This window comes from Mycobacterium sp. NTMscope_MAC_12 (assembly GCF_976985675.1).
Genome location: NZ_CDRJYY010000001.1, coordinates 873,800 through 887,149 on the forward strand (window position 1 = coordinate 873,800; position 13,350 = coordinate 887,149).

Genomic DNA, 13,350 nt, shown 5'->3' on the forward strand with positions numbered 1-13,350 from the left:
CGGCCGGTTTCAGCGGCCTTTCGGATCGAGCCCCAGCGATACGCCGGCCAGCCCGCGCCGACGCGAGGACAAGCTGTCGGCCACCCCGCGCAGCGCCTTGCCCACCGGCGAATCGGGCGCGCTCAGCACCAGGGGAGTGCCGGAATCGCCCGCGGCCACCAGCTCGGGATCCAGCGGGATCTGACCCAGCAGCGGCACATCGGCGCCGACCGCGCGCGACAGCCGCTCGGCCACCTGCTCGCCGCCCCCCTCACCGAACACCTTCAGCGTGGAGCCGTCCGGCAGCGTGAGCCCCGACATGTTCTCCACGACGCCGGCGAGGCGTTGGCGCGTCTGCAGCGCGATGCTGCCGGCCCGCTCGGCGACCTCGGCCGCGGCCAGCTGTGGCGTCGTCACCACCAGAATCTCCGCGTTCGGGATCAGCTGCGCCACCGAGATGGCGATGTCGCCGGTCCCCGGCGGCAGATCGAGCAGCAGCACGTCCAGATCACCCCAATAGACGTCGGCCAGGAATTGCTGCAGGGCGCGGTGCAGCATCGGCCCGCGCCATACCACCGGCGTGTTGCCCTCGGTGAACTGAGCGATCGAGATGACCCGCACCTCGTGGGCGATGGGCGGCAGGATCATCGACTCGACCTGGGTGGGCCGGTCGGTGGTGCCCATCATCCGGGGGATGGAATGGCCGTGGATGTCGGCGTCCAGCACGCCGACGGACAGGCCGCGGGCCGCCATCGCCGCCGCCAGGTTGACCGTGACGGTGGACTTGCCCACCCCGCCCTTCCCGGACGCGACCGCATAGACTCGGGTCAGCGAATTCGGTTGTGCGAACGGGATAATCGGCTCACGGGCGTCACCACGCAACTGCTTGCGCAGCTCGGTGCGCTGCTCGTCGCTCATCACGTCGAGGCTGACCTTCACCGCGCCCGTGCCCTGGACGTCGGAGACCGCTTGGCTGACCCGTTCGCTGATCTCGTTCTTCTTCGGACAGCTGGCGGTGGTCAGGTAGATCGCGACATGGACCGAGCCGTCGGGTTCGGTGTCGATGCTTTTGACCATCCCGAGATCGGTGATAGGACGCCGCAGTTCGGGGTCGATCACCTTCCCCAGTGCGGCGCGGATTGCCGCGCTCAGGTCGGCGGAATCAGAAGAGTCATGGCTGGACATCACCGCCGAGTGTAGGCGTGCGCGATGGAGCAGTTCGGTGGCGACCCGTTGAGGATCAGTTGGCGGCGACCCGCTGCGCCCGGCTTTGCCGCGCTGGCGATCGCCGCGGCGTCAGTTGGCCGGACCCGGCGCGGGCTTGTGCACCGCGGGCGCGTTCGGCGCCGCCGCCGGGCCGGCCGGTTTGGGCGACGGCACGGCTTGCGGCGCGCCGGCGGCCGGCGGCGCGACGACATCCGGGGGCGGCGGAGCGAAAGGCTGCGGCGGAGCGAACGGTTGCGGAGGTGCCGCCGGAGGTGAGCTCTGGGTGCCGATGCAAATCACGGTGCACCCGGGAAGTTGGGCCGGCGCCTGCTGAGGCGTGGGAGACATCCAGGGGAACATCGGCGGGGGACTGACCATCGCGGGGCTGCTCAGGTCGATCAGTGGTACGCGCGCCAGCGGGTCGTCCAGCGGCAGGCCGTTGATGTTCATCGGCAGGTTGGGCCCCAGCCCTTCGGGATGCTCAAGGTGCGCGTCGCCCAACGGCGGCGGCGGTCCGGTCATCGGCGGCAGGTCGACCGGGACGACGCCCGTGGCGTAGGCCGCCGCCCACCCCAGCACGTTCTGCGCATAGGGCATCGAGTTGTTGTAGCGCAGAATCGCGCTCAACACCTGCGATTGATCACGCAGGTTCAGCCCCCCGCTGCACAGATACCGGGCAGCCGCGAGGGTGGAGTCGAACAGGTTCTGCGGGTCGGCCACGCCGTCGCCCTTGCCGTCGGAGGCGTAGCGCGCCCAGGTCCCCGGCAAGAACTGCATCGGTCCCATCGCGCGGGCGTAGGTGACGCGATTGGCGGCGCTGCTCTGGATGATGACTTCGTTGCCGGGCAGCGTGCCGTCCAGCGACGGGCCGTAGATCGGGGTGATCGCGGTGCCGCGTGCGTCGACCGCGCCGCCGCCCGCGTGCCCCGATTCAATGCGCCCGATGCCTGCCAGCAGGTTCCAGCTGACGCCGCAGCCCGGGGCGGCGACGGCCATCTTCTGCTCCGCGTTGCGGTATGCGGCCAATGCGATGCTCGGAATGCCCAGTGCGCCACGCGCATTGACGATCATCGCCGGCGGCGGCGCGGACAGCGCGGGCTCGGCGACGTGAAAGGCGGTGGGGCTGCGGTCGACCGCGACGACGGCGGGCCCGGTGAGGTCGGGGAAGGTGGGGGAGACCGCGGCCACCGGAGTGACGGCGGCATGAACCGGCGGCATCTGCGCCGGAAGTTCAGGTGCCGCCCCGCTGACGGCGCCCGCGAAGACCAGCGGAGTGATCATGGCGACGCCGAATATCGGCTTGCGCGTATTCCGAAGTGCTAGCTGCCGCGCAGTCGCGGCGGCCGGGCTCGCACCCCGGTTTCCCCCTATGCGCACTCGACCGTCCTAGGTGTGAGCTGGACTTACTTTCTGTTAGATCGGTGAACCAGATCACCATACATAACTCTTGTGGCGCGAGTGGCGCAATGGTCGAAGCGGATCTCACCTTGATTTCTTAGCCGCGCGCTCCAGGTTGTCGCCCTGCGGTGCCGGGCCCGCATCGGGGGATTCCGGCGTCAGATCGGCGAGCAGTTCGCGCAGGTCATCCAGTTCGTGGCGCAGGTATTCGCGGGTCACCACCTCGCCGACGGCCAGCCGCAATGCCGCCAATTCACGGGCCAGGTATTCGGTGTCGGCCTTGGTCTGGGCGGCGCGACGGCGGTCCTCTTCGAGTGCGACGCGGTCGCGGTTCTCCTGCCGGTTCTGCGCCAACAGGATCAGCGGGGCCGCGTAGGCGGCCTGTGTGGAGAAGGCCAGGTTCAACAGGATGAATGGGTAGGGGTCAAAGCGCGCCTTGGCCGCGAACAGGTTCACCGCGATCCACACCACCACCATGACCGTCTGCAGCAGAAGGTAGCGGCCGGTGCCGAAGAAACGCGCGATCGATTCGGTGAGCTGCCCGACGGTCTCCGGATCCAGCCGGGGGGAATACCTGCGCGATGTCCGCGGGGTGTACAGCCCTCGCGGAGCCGTGGATTTGCTCACGCGGAACCTCCCAATCCTTGGAATTGGCCGGCCGCGTCGAGTTCCTGCATGTCCACGCGCCAGTCGTGCGGCAGCAGGTGATCGAGCAGGTCGTCCACGGTGACCGCACCCAACAGGTGGTTCTGGTCATCGACGACGGGGCCGCACACGAGGTTGTACGCGGCGAGGTAGCGGGTCACCGCGATCAGCGGCGTCTCCGGTGTCAGGGTGAGCAACTCGCTGTCGACGATCCCGCCGACCAGCTCGGCTGGCGCCTCGCGCAACAGCCGCTGCAAGTGCACGCAGCCCAGGTAGCGGCCGGTCGGCGTCGCCGTCGGTGGACGCGCCACGAACACCATTGAGGACAGGGCGGTGCTGAGGTCCGGATCGCGGACCCGGGCCAGCGCCTCCGCGACCGACGTGTCCGGGGTGAGGACCACCGGATCGGAAGTCATCAGGCCACCCGCGGTGTCCGGCGAATGCGTCAGCAGCCGGCGCACGGGCGCGGACTCGTCGGGGTCCATCCGGGTCAGCAGCATCTCGGCGTCGGTGGGGTTCAGCACGCCGAGCAGGTCGGCGGCGTCGTCGGGATCCATCTCCTCGAGCACGTCCGCCGATCGCTCGGTGCCCAGCTGCGACAGCACCTCGGCCTGATCCAGCTCCGGCAACTCCTGCAGGATGTCGGCCAGCCGGTCGTCGTTGAGCGCCCTGAGCACCTCGTAGCGTCGCTTGGCCGGTAGTGCGCGGATCGCGTCGGCCACATCGATCGGCTTGCGCCCTTCAAACTGGCCCAGCAGCTGCGCCACCCCCTGCCCCGGCAAGGCCAGCGCCGACGGGGTCAAACCCTGCACGCTTTGCCAGTCCACGACGTGAACGGGACCGCGCCGTCCCAGCCGTCGGTGCGGGCGCACGGCGACCCGACTCACCATCCAGTCGCGCGTCCGGTTCTGTTCGATGCCCAGATCGGTGACCACGACGTCGAGGCCGGCCAGCTCGGGCAGTTCGGGGTCGTTGACCTTGACCTGGGTGTCCAGCACCTGGCCGATCGCCAGAACTTCCCCGGGCCGCTGCACGAAGTGGCGTAGGGACACGTTGCCGGTGCTCAGCGTCACGCCGTTGGGCTCGATGGACGCGACTCGCAGGATCGGGATGAAGATGCTGCGCCGGGTCGCGAGGTCGACGACCAACCCCAGGACGCGCGGCTGCTGGCGGACGATGCTGATGCTGATCACAACGTCGCGGACCCGGCCGACGGACTCCCCGAGTGGACCCAACACCAACATTCGCGCGAGCCGCGCGATGTACACCCTGTTGACCGATCCCATGGAAGTAGAGCCTAGGCAGCCATCGGTCCGATGGCAGACCGGCCGGGCTTATCGCGCCGGGCACTGATGCGGGGCGACCCGCTGCGCCCGGCTCCGCCGCGCTTGCGATCGCGCCAGGCACTGATGCGGGGCGAACGCCGCTAATGCGTGCGCAGCGCGAAGAGCACGATCACCAAAGTCACCACCAGCGTGGCGATTCCGATGACGATGCCGGCGACCGCCAGGCCGAAACCCTCCTGCCGGGTCCGCTTGATCTGGTCCAGGGCGATCGCGCCCAGCACCATGGCCACGATTGAGCCGATGCAGCACAACAGGCCGGTGAACGACGCGATGAGCGAGGCGATCGCCAGCGGGTTCGTCCCGGGCACAGCGGCCTGGGCCGGATAGCCACCGTGGTAGTCCGGCGGCGGGTAATAGCCGCCCGCATATCCGGGAGACCCGTAGGGGGGCGGCCCGGCGTACTGCGGTGGTGCCGGCGGGTAGGGCGATCCGCCGTAACCGGGTGGTTGTTCATAGCCCGGTGGTGGCGGGACGGGCGGGGGGTACGACGGCGGCGGATACCCGGCTGCGTAGTCGGTGGGATAGCCCGGCGGTGGATACGGCGGGGGCGCCGAATCGGCGGAGGGCGGTTCCCAGGGGGCCGGCTGGTCCTGCTGCTCAGAGGCGTCGCCGCCGGTGGGTGGGTCGGCCTTGTCGTCGTGGGCACTCTCGCCGAAGCCGCCGCCGGGAGCTGTCATGGTGTTCAACCTAACCCATGGGCAGGTGGCGGCCACCGTTGCGAAACGTCAGGGCGCCGCGCAGCCCCGGGCTGGTCACCCCGCGCCAGCGCGCCGTGTTTTCGCAGGTGGCGCCGGGCCGCGGGATAGGGTGGAAAGGCCCTGAGATGAAACGACGACCGAGGCGGAGGACAATGAACGGCGATGACTAATCCTTTCCAGCCTGGGCAGGTTCCCGGCGCGACGCCAGGAGGCGCGACGGGGCGTGGGCGAGGGTCGCCTGGACTGCCGACACCTCCGCGGGGCTGGCCGGTCGGGTCCTATCCCACCTACGCCGAGGCGCAACGCGCCGTCGACTACCTCTCCGAGCAACAGTTCCCGGTCCAACAGGTGACCATCGTGGGTGTCGACCTGATGCAGGTGGAGCGAGTTACCGGCCGATTGACCTGGCCCAAGGTGCTCGGCGGAGGCGTGCTGAGCGGGGCGTGGCTGGGCCTGTTCATCGGCCTGGTGCTGGGCTTCTTCAGTCCCAATCCCTGGGGCGCACTGGTCACGGGCCTGGTCGCCGGCGTCTTCTTCGGGCTCATCACTTCGGCTGTTCCGTATTCAATGGCCCGTGGCACAAGGGATTTCAGTTCGACCATGCAATTGGTGGCTGGGCGCTACGACGTGCTCTGTGATCCGCAAAACGCAGAAAAGGCGCGGGACCTGTTGGCGCGCTTGGCGATCTGAGGCGCGCACGAGAGGTGTGATCGGTGGTGAGTCGTCGTGTGCGCGTACGCCGGACGGGCGCAATCGCGCTGGCGACGCTCACCATCGCCGCGGCGGTATCGGCATGCGCTTCCGGAACGCACGGGCTGGTAATCAGCTTCTACACCACGGCTGCCGACGGTGCGACGTTCACCGCGGTCGCGCAGGATTGCACCAAGCAATTCGGCGGCCGCTTCGCCATTCAACAGATCAGTCTGCCCAGAGCCCCCGGCGAGCAGCGTTTGCAGCTGGCGCGGCGGTTGACCGGTCACGACCGCACGCTGGACGTGATGTCGCTCGACGTGGTGTGGACGGCGGAGTTCGCCGAGGCGGGCTGGGCGCTACCGCTGTCCGACGATCCCGCGGGGCGCGCCGAACCCGACGCGACGGCCGATATCCTGCCGGGCCCGCTGTCGACGGCGCGCTGGGAAGGCAAGCTCTACGCAGCCCCCGTCACAACGAACACCCAATTGCTTTGGTATCGGCCGGATTTGGTGCGTCAGCCGCCGCGAACCTGGGATGGGATGGTGCGCGAGGCCACCAGATTGCACGCCGCGGGGCAGCCCAGCTGGATCGCCGTGCAGGCCAACGAGGGCGAAGGCCTGGTGGTCTGGTTCAACACGTTGCTGGCCAGCGGGGGCGGCCAGGTGCTATCCGACGACGGCCGCCACGTCACGTTGACCGACACGCCGGCGCACCGGGCAGCCACCGTCACTGCGCTGCGGATCCTCAAATCCGTGGCGAGCGCGCCCGGGGCCGATCCGTCGATCACCCGCACCGACGAGGGCACCGCGCGGTTGGCGGTCGAACAGGGCAGGGCCGCGCTCGCGGTCAACTGGCCGTACGCGCTGGCATCCATGCTGGAGAACGCGGTGAAGGGCGGTGTGCCCTTTCTGCCGCTCAACCAGGATCCGCGGTTGGCCGGCAGCATCAACGACGTCGGAACGTTCGTGCCCACTGACGAGCAATTCCGCATCGCCTATCAGGCCAGCCAGAAAGTCTTCGGCTTCGCGCCGTATCCCGGTGTGACGCCGGGCCGTCCGGCCAAGGTGACCATCGGCGGCGCGAACCTGGCGGTGGCCAGCACCACCCGCCACCGAGCCGAGGCGTTCGAAGCCATCCGCTGCCTGCGCAGCCTGCAGCACCAGAAGTACGTGTCGATCGCGGGGGGCCTGCCCCCGGTGCGCACGTCGCTGTATTCGGACCCGCAGTTCCAGGCCAAGTACCCGATGTACACGATCATTCGCCGCCAACTCACCGATGCCGCGGTGCGTCCGGCCACGCCGGTCTATCAGGCGGTGGCCATCCGGTTGGCCGCGACGCTGAGCCCGATCACCAAGGTCGACCCCGAGCGGACCGCCGACGAGCTCGCCACCGAGGTGCAGAAGGCCATCGACGGGAAGGGGCTGTTGCCGTGACGGCCACGGCCCCCGAAACGCGCCCGGCCCGACTGCCTTCCGTCGCATCGCGTTTGCGGACCCGGAATCAGCACTCCGAACAGCGATTGGCTTTGTTACTCGCCGCCCCGGCGGCGATCCTGATGCTGACGGTGACGGCATATCCGATCGGCTACGCCGTGTGGTTGAGCCTGCAGCGCAACAACCTTGCCGTCCCCGACGACACCGCGTTCATCGGCCTGAGCAATTACGTGACGATCCTGACCGATCGGTATTGGTGGACCGCGCTGGCGGTCACCCTGGGCATCACCGTGGTTTCGGTGTCCCTCGAATTCGTCCTCGGCCTGGCGCTGGCGCTGGTGATGCACCGCACCCTCGTCGGAAAGGGCTTGGTGCGCACCGCGATCCTGATCCCGTACGGCATCGTGACGGTGGTCGCGTCGTACAGCTGGTACTACGCCTGGACCCCGGGGACGGGCTATCTGGCCAACCTGCTGCCGCATGGTAGTGCGCCGCTGACCGCTCAGATCCCGTCGCTGGCCATCGTCGTGATCGCCGAGGTCTGGAAGACGACACCGTTCATGGCGCTGCTGCTGCTGGCCGGGCTGGCGCTGGTGCCAGAGGATCTGCTGAAGGCCGCGCAGGTCGACGGCGCCGGCCCGTGGCGCCGCTTGACCGGAGTCATCATGCCGATCATCAAGCCGGCGGTAGTGGTCGCCCTGCTGTTCCGAACACTCGACGCCTTCCGCATTTTCGACAACATCTACGTCTTGACCAATGGCGCCAACAACACCGATTCGGTCTCGATCCTGGGCTATGACAACCTGTTCAAGGGGTTCAACGTCGGGCTCGGCTCGGCGATCAGCGTGCTGATCTTCTTCTGCGTGGGCCTCATCGCCCTACTGTTCATCAAGGTCTTCGGCGCGGCGGCGCCCGGTGGTGACGTCGATGGTCGTTGACGGGCAGGGCGCGCGGCGCACCGCGATCTGGGCGGTCATCGACATCGTGGTCGTGGTGTACGCGCTGCTTCCGGTGTTGTGGATCTTCAGCCTCTCCCTGAAGCCGACGTCAACGGTCAAGGACGGCAAGCTGATTCCGTCGTCGATGTCCCTGGACAATTATCGCGGCATCTTTCGCGGCGACTTCTTCAGCTCGGCACTGATCAACTCCGTCGGGATCGCGTTGATCACCACCGCGATCGCGGTAACTCTCGGGGCGATGGCGGGCTATGCGATCGCGCGCCTGGATTTTCCGGGCAAGCGACCGCTGGTCGGCGCCACCCTGCTGATCACCATGTTTCCCGCGATCTCGTTGGTCACACCGTTGTTCAACATCGAACGCTTCATCGGCCTGTTCGACACCTGGCCGGGCCTGATCCTGCCCTACATCACGTTTGCGCTGCCGCTCGCGATCTACACGCTGTCGGCGTTCTTCCGCGAGATCCCATGGGATTTGGAGAAGGCGGCGACAATGGACGGCGCCACGCCGGCTCAGGCGTTCCGCAAGGTGATCGTCCCCCTGGCGGCGCCCGGCGTGGTGACCGCCGCGATCCTGGTGTTCATCTTCGCCTGGAACGATCTGCTGCTGGCGCTGACCCTGACCGCCACCAAAGCCGCCATCACCGCACCGGTGGCGATCGTGAACTTCAGCGGCAGTTCACAGTTCGAGGAGCCGACCGGATCGGTCGCGGCCGGGGCCGTGGTGATCACCGTTCCCATCATCGCTTTTGTTCTAATCTTCCAACGACGAATCGTCGCCGGGTTGACCTCCGGCGCTGTGAAGGGATGACGCGATGGCCGAGATTGTGCTGGACCATGTCACCAAGAGCTATCCCGACGGCGCCGTGGCGGTGCAGGACCTGAACATCACCATCGCCGACGGTGAATTCCTGATCCTGGTAGGCCCGTCGGGCTGCGGTAAGACCACGACGCTGAACATGATTGCGGGGCTTGAAGATATCTCCTCGGGAGAGCTGCGCATCGGCGGCGAACGGGTGAACGAGAAAGCGCCCAAAGACCGCGATATCGCGATGGTGTTCCAGTCCTATGCGCTGTACCCGCACATGACGGTGCGGCAAAACATCGCGTTCCCGTTGACGCTGGCGAAGATGCCGAAGCCCGAGATCGCGCAGAAGGTCGCCGAGACCGCCAAAACCCTTGACCTGACCGAGTTTCTGGACCGCAAGCCTTCGCAGTTGTCCGGTGGGCAGCGGCAGCGGGTGGCGATGGGCCGCGCCATCGTGCGTCATCCCAAGGCGTTTTTGATGGACGAGCCCCTGTCCAACCTGGATGCCAAACTGCGCGTCCAGATGCGTGGCGAGATCGCCAGGCTGCAAAAGAGGCTGGGTACGACCACCGTTTACGTCACCCACGATCAGACCGAGGCCATGACCCTCGGCGACCGAGTGGTGGTGATGCATTCGGGCGTCGCACAGCAAATCGGCACCCCCGACGAGCTTTACGAACACCCGGCCAACCTGTTCGTCGCGGGCTTCATCGGCTCGCCGGCGATGAATTTCTTCCCCGCCACGTTGACCCCCATCGGGTTGACGCTCCCCTTCGGGGAGGTGATGCTGACACCGGAAGTCCGGGAGGTGATCGCTCAGCATCCGACACCGGGCAGCGTCATCGTGGGTGTGCGGCCCGAGCACCTGTCCGACGCCGCGTTGATCGACGGGTACCAGCGCATCAGGGCGCTGACCTTCGAGGTGAAGGTCGACCTGGTCGAATCGCTGGGCGCTGACAAGTACGTGTACTTCTCCACGGCGGCATGGGCCGCGCACTCGGCTCAACTGGACGACCTTGCCGCCGAGGGAGACGCGCACGAAAACCAGTTCGTAGCAAGGGTTCCCGCAGAATCCAAAGCGGTCATCGGGCAGTCGATCGAGTTGGCGTTCGACACGACACGGCTCGTTGTCTTCGACGCCGACTCGGGGGCCAACCTGACCATCGCGCCGTCGGAGCCGCGGTGACCCAGCCGTTGGAGCAGGTTCGTGCGCATGTACGCGCTCACTTCGGCGACCTCGAACCCGACTCGGCGAGCGTGACATTTCTGGGCACCGAAACCATCGAGGTGCTGCGATTCCGCGAGACAAGCGGGCTGGTCCATTACGTCTCGCTGGGCTGCTCGCGCCACCCGATGACCGAACCGACCCTGGATGTCGCCGACCCGGTGCGCGGCCCGCGTGCCGAAATCGTCCTGCAATTGCGCGATCCCGGCCCGATCACCGGAATCGCCCGCAGCATCGCGATACTGGCGGCAACTCCGGCCGTCGAGGGTGCCGTGCTGAGTGCCGATGCGCTGATCGACCTCGGCTCCCCGCTGTGGGCGTCGCCGTCGCGGAAGGTGCCGTTCACCGCGGTGTTGCTGGGCCGCAGCGAGATCGCGGATCTACCACTGGAACCGCCCCGGGACCCGGTGCGCTTCTTGTCGGCGACGCCCATCACCGCGACCGAGGCGGCGTGGGTGCGGCTGAAAGGCGCCGAGGCGATGCGGCAGGCGTGGGACAACGACGGCGTCGACGTGCTGAACACCAATCGCCCCGCCGCGCAACCCAACTGACCGCGCTGAGCGCATCGTCGAACGTGCACTCAGGGCGAGAATTCTGCGATTTCGCCGTGGATACACGCTCGGCGAAAAAGCATCAGAGCCAGTTGCGGTTGCGGAATTGGAAATACAGCACCAGGCAGACGACGACCATGACGGCCATCACCCCGGGGTAGCCCCACGTCCAATTCAGCTCGGGCATGAAGCGGAAGTTCATCCCGTAGATGGCGGCGACCATGGTGGGCACCGCCAGGATGCCGGCCCAGGCCGCCATCTTGCGCATGTCGTTGTTCTGCTGCATCCCGACGCGGGCCAACGCCGCCTGGATCAACGAGTTGAGCGTGTCGTCGTAGCTGGCGATCTGGTCTGCGGCCTCGGAGTGGTGGTCGGCGACGTCGCGCAGATAGCGCCGAAGTTCCTTGGAGATCACGTCCTTGTTCTCCACCTGGATCCGGTGGAACGCGGCCGACAGCGGGTTGACGCACCGCCGGAGCTCGACGACCTCGCGTTTGAGTAGGTAGATCGGTTCGACGTCGATCTTGCTGCCCGGAGCGAACGCCAGGCCCTCGATGCTGTCGATGTCGGACAACATCAGACTGCTCACCTCGAGGTAGTGGTCCACCACATGGTCGGCGATCGCGTGCATCACCGCGAAGGGGCCCAGCCGCATCTGCTCGGGGTCGCCGTCCATCCGCTTGCGCACCTCGGACAGCCCGCCGTGTTCACCGTGGCGGACCGTGACCACGAAATCGCGGCCGACGAAGACCATGATCTCGCCGGTCTCGACGATCTCGCGGGCCAGCACCACCGATTCGTGGCGGACGTAGTTGACGGTCTTGAGGACGAGGAACAGCGTGTCGTCGTAGCGCTCCACCTTGGGGCGCTGATGGGCGCACACCGCATCTTCCACGGCCAGCGGATGCAGCCCGAACACGTCGGCCACTTCCTGCATCTGGGCCTGGCTGGGTTCGCGCAGACCCACCCAGACGAACCCTTCGTGGCCCAGCGTTTCGATCTCGCGCACTTTGTCCAGGGACGCGGCGTAATCGATCTTGCCGGGCAGCCGGTGGCCGTCGGCGTAGACGGCGCAGTCAACGAGCGTTTCCTTGGGGGGTCGAGGGTCGGCGCTCGGCTGCGGCTCCGGTTCCTGCGCGAGCGGCCGAAGCGCTTCGGGCAGTGCGTCGAATCCTTGGAACACATCCACCTCCCACGCAGCACAGGTCCGACCGGGCGGTGCTCCATGCTACGCGTCCCGGCTGTTCAAAGCCTGACGATCAGCCCTGGTAGCGGACCGGAGGACGCGGTCGGAAAAGGGTGCGCTAGTTTCGAGCCGAAACCCGAATCTGCACGACCTTCTCCACAAGGAGTACATCGACGTGAGCGCAAGTCCTCTCAAGGTCGCCGTCACCGGCGCCGCCGGCCAGATCGGCTACAGCCTCTTGTTCCGCCTGGCGAGTGGCTCGTTGCTGGGCCCCGACCGCCCGATCGAGCTGCGTCTCCTTGAGATCGAGCCCGCTCTCAAGGCGCTCGAGGGCGTCGTGATGGAGCTGGACGACTGCGCCTTCCCGCTGCTGTCCGGTGTCGAGATCGGCGCGGACGCGAACAAGATCTTCGACGGTGTCAACCTGGCTTTGCTGGTCGGGGCGCGGCCGCGCGGCCCGGGCATGGAGCGCAGCGACCTGCTGGAGGCCAACGGCGCGATCTTCACCGCCCAGGGCAAGGCGCTCAACTCCGTCGCCGCCGACGACGTCCGCGTCGGGGTGACCGGCAACCCGGCCAACACCAACGCGCTGATCGCGCTGAGCAACGCCCCCGACATCCCCAAGGAGCGGTTCTCGGCGCTGACCCGCCTGGACCACAACCGGGCCATCTCGCAGCTGGCCAAGAAGACCGGTGCCGCTGTCACCGACATCAAGAAGGTGACGATCTGGGGCAACCACTCGGCCACCCAGTACCCCGACATCTTCCACGCCGAGGTCGGCGGCAAGAACGCCGCCGAGGTGGTCAACGACCAGGCCTGGATCGAGAACGACTTCATCCCGACCGTCGCCAAGCGCGGCGCCGCCATCATCGACGCCCGCGGCGCGTCCTCGGCCGCGTCGGCCGCATCGGCGACCGTCGACGCCGCCCGGTCCTGGCTGCTGGGCAGCCCGGAGGGCGACTGGGTGTCGATGGCCGTCTATTCCAACGGCTCCTACGGCGTGCCCGAGGGCATCGTCTCGTCGTTCCCGGTGACCACCAAGGACGGCAACTGGTCGATCGTGCAGGGCCTGGAGATCGACGAGTTCTCCCAGGGCCGCATCGACAAGACCACCGCCGAGCTGGTCGAGGAGCGCACCGCGGTCACGGAACTCAAGCTGATCTAGCTCGGCGCTTCGCGCTCGGTATGACCCACGTCACCAATTAGGCCTACTAATGGGTAGTCAG

The 13,350-nt window shown here is 67.4% G+C and carries 13 protein-coding genes; 7 read left to right on the forward strand and 6 right to left on the reverse strand.

What is annotated here, in order from left to right; genetic code table 11:
• Positions 1-9 precede the first annotated feature (9 nt).
• From AC0KS4_RS04220 to AC0KS4_RS04240, 5 genes are all read right to left on the reverse strand, one after another.
• Positions 10-1,164: an Mrp/NBP35 family ATP-binding protein gene (locus tag AC0KS4_RS04220; RefSeq protein ID WP_238958115.1), complete on the reverse strand. Its 1,155-nt coding sequence runs from the start codon at positions 1,162-1,164 to the stop codon at positions 10-12.
• Positions 1,165-1,275: 111 nt separating this feature from the next.
• Positions 1,276-2,562, reverse strand: coding sequence for a lytic transglycosylase domain-containing protein (locus AC0KS4_RS04225; protein ID WP_238958114.1), 1,287 nt, complete (start codon positions 2,560-2,562; stop codon positions 1,276-1,278).
• A 105-nt stretch (positions 2,563-2,667) separates the two neighbouring features.
• On the reverse strand, positions 2,668-3,210 hold the full coding sequence (locus tag AC0KS4_RS04230; protein WP_225330218.1) for a DUF1003 domain-containing protein: 543 nt from the start codon (positions 3,208-3,210) through the stop codon (positions 2,668-2,670).
• Positions 3,207-4,514, reverse strand: coding sequence for a magnesium transporter MgtE N-terminal domain-containing protein (locus AC0KS4_RS04235; protein ID WP_225330219.1), 1,308 nt, complete (start codon positions 4,512-4,514; stop codon positions 3,207-3,209). The genes AC0KS4_RS04230 and AC0KS4_RS04235 overlap by 4 nt, the downstream gene beginning before the upstream one ends.
• A 140-nt stretch (positions 4,515-4,654) precedes the next feature.
• Positions 4,655-5,251, reverse strand: a complete 597-nt coding sequence (locus AC0KS4_RS04240; protein ID WP_238958113.1) for a DUF4190 domain-containing protein — start codon at positions 5,249-5,251, stop codon at positions 4,655-4,657.
• A 183-nt stretch (positions 5,252-5,434) separates the two neighbouring features.
• Here AC0KS4_RS04240 and AC0KS4_RS04245 point away from each other — a divergent pair, with 183 nt between their 5' ends.
• The 6 genes from AC0KS4_RS04245 to AC0KS4_RS04270 are packed head-to-tail and all read left to right on the forward strand — an operon-like array spanning position 5,435 to position 10,938.
• Entirely contained in the window at positions 5,435-5,962 is a 528-nt protein-coding gene (locus tag AC0KS4_RS04245) for a YflT domain-containing protein (RefSeq protein ID WP_225330221.1), read from the forward strand.
• A gap of 23 nt (positions 5,963-5,985) precedes the next feature.
• On the forward strand, positions 5,986-7,398 hold the full coding sequence (locus tag AC0KS4_RS04250) for an extracellular solute-binding protein (RefSeq protein WP_225330222.1): 1,413 nt from the start codon (positions 5,986-5,988) through the stop codon (positions 7,396-7,398).
• Between the two features lie 32 nt (positions 7,399-7,430).
• Positions 7,431-8,336, forward strand: a complete 906-nt coding sequence (locus tag AC0KS4_RS04255; protein ID WP_238958382.1) for a carbohydrate ABC transporter permease — start codon at positions 7,431-7,433, stop codon at positions 8,334-8,336.
• The gene (locus AC0KS4_RS04260) at positions 8,326-9,165 is read left to right on the forward strand and encodes a carbohydrate ABC transporter permease (RefSeq protein ID WP_238958112.1); all 840 of its coding nucleotides are present in this window, start codon (positions 8,326-8,328) and stop codon (positions 9,163-9,165) included. The genes AC0KS4_RS04255 and AC0KS4_RS04260 overlap by 11 nt, the downstream gene beginning before the upstream one ends.
• Positions 9,166-9,169: 4 nt before the next feature.
• Positions 9,170-10,348, forward strand: a complete 1,179-nt coding sequence (locus AC0KS4_RS04265) for an ABC transporter ATP-binding protein (protein ID WP_238958111.1) — start codon at positions 9,170-9,172, stop codon at positions 10,346-10,348.
• Positions 10,345-10,938: a suppressor of fused domain protein gene (locus AC0KS4_RS04270; RefSeq protein WP_225330225.1), complete on the forward strand. Its 594-nt coding sequence runs from the start codon at positions 10,345-10,347 to the stop codon at positions 10,936-10,938. The genes AC0KS4_RS04265 and AC0KS4_RS04270 overlap by 4 nt, the downstream gene beginning before the upstream one ends.
• 82 nt (positions 10,939-11,020) lie before the next feature.
• On the opposite strand, the gene corA is transcribed toward AC0KS4_RS04270, so the two are convergent.
• Positions 11,021-12,121: a magnesium/cobalt transporter CorA gene (gene corA / locus AC0KS4_RS04275; RefSeq protein WP_225330226.1), complete on the reverse strand. Its 1,101-nt coding sequence runs from the start codon at positions 12,119-12,121 to the stop codon at positions 11,021-11,023.
• Positions 12,122-12,299: 178 nt separating this feature from the next.
• Here corA and AC0KS4_RS04280 point away from each other — a divergent pair, with 178 nt between their 5' ends.
• Positions 12,300-13,289 carry a malate dehydrogenase gene (locus AC0KS4_RS04280; protein WP_238958110.1) on the forward strand — a complete coding sequence of 330 codons (990 nt, stop codon included), beginning with the start codon at positions 12,300-12,302 and terminating at the stop codon, positions 13,287-13,289.
• The last annotated feature ends 61 nt before the right edge of the window (positions 13,290-13,350 follow it).